Source organism: Psychrobacter sp. TB20-MNA-CIBAN-0197 (assembly GCF_040309765.1).
GTDB classification, from domain to species: Bacteria; Pseudomonadota; Gammaproteobacteria; order Pseudomonadales; family Moraxellaceae; genus Psychrobacter; species Psychrobacter submarinus.
The window spans coordinates 1-288 of record NZ_JBEOPC010000359.1; the positions used below are offsets into that span (position 1 = coordinate 1).

At 39.2% G+C, this 288-nt stretch carries 1 protein-coding gene; it reads left to right on the forward strand.

All coding sequences use genetic code 11. The annotated features are described in order from the left end of the window. Positions 1-106 precede the first annotated feature (106 nt). Positions 107-288: aldo/keto reductase (locus AAEY83_RS14025; protein ID WP_351059762.1), on the forward strand; the 182-nt coding region annotated here is incomplete at its 3' end.

Below are 288 nucleotides of genomic sequence, written 5' to 3' on the forward strand. Positions count from 1 at the left end.
ATTTACTACTTTGCTGTTAACACAGTATTGACACTGTTTGATTCGTATAATAACTTATGTCTTATACAAGACCCAAGTCATTATGCATTTTTAACAGGAATTCCCAATGAGTTCATTAAATAATATCCCTCCAGTAGGGTTCGGTTTATGGAAAGTAGCACAAGAAGATTGTGCGCAAACGGTATACCAAGCCATTAAGGCAGGTTACCGCCATCTTGATTGCGCATCAGACTACGGTAACGAAGAACAAGTAGGCGATGGCATAGCCCAAGCAATAAACGATGGTTT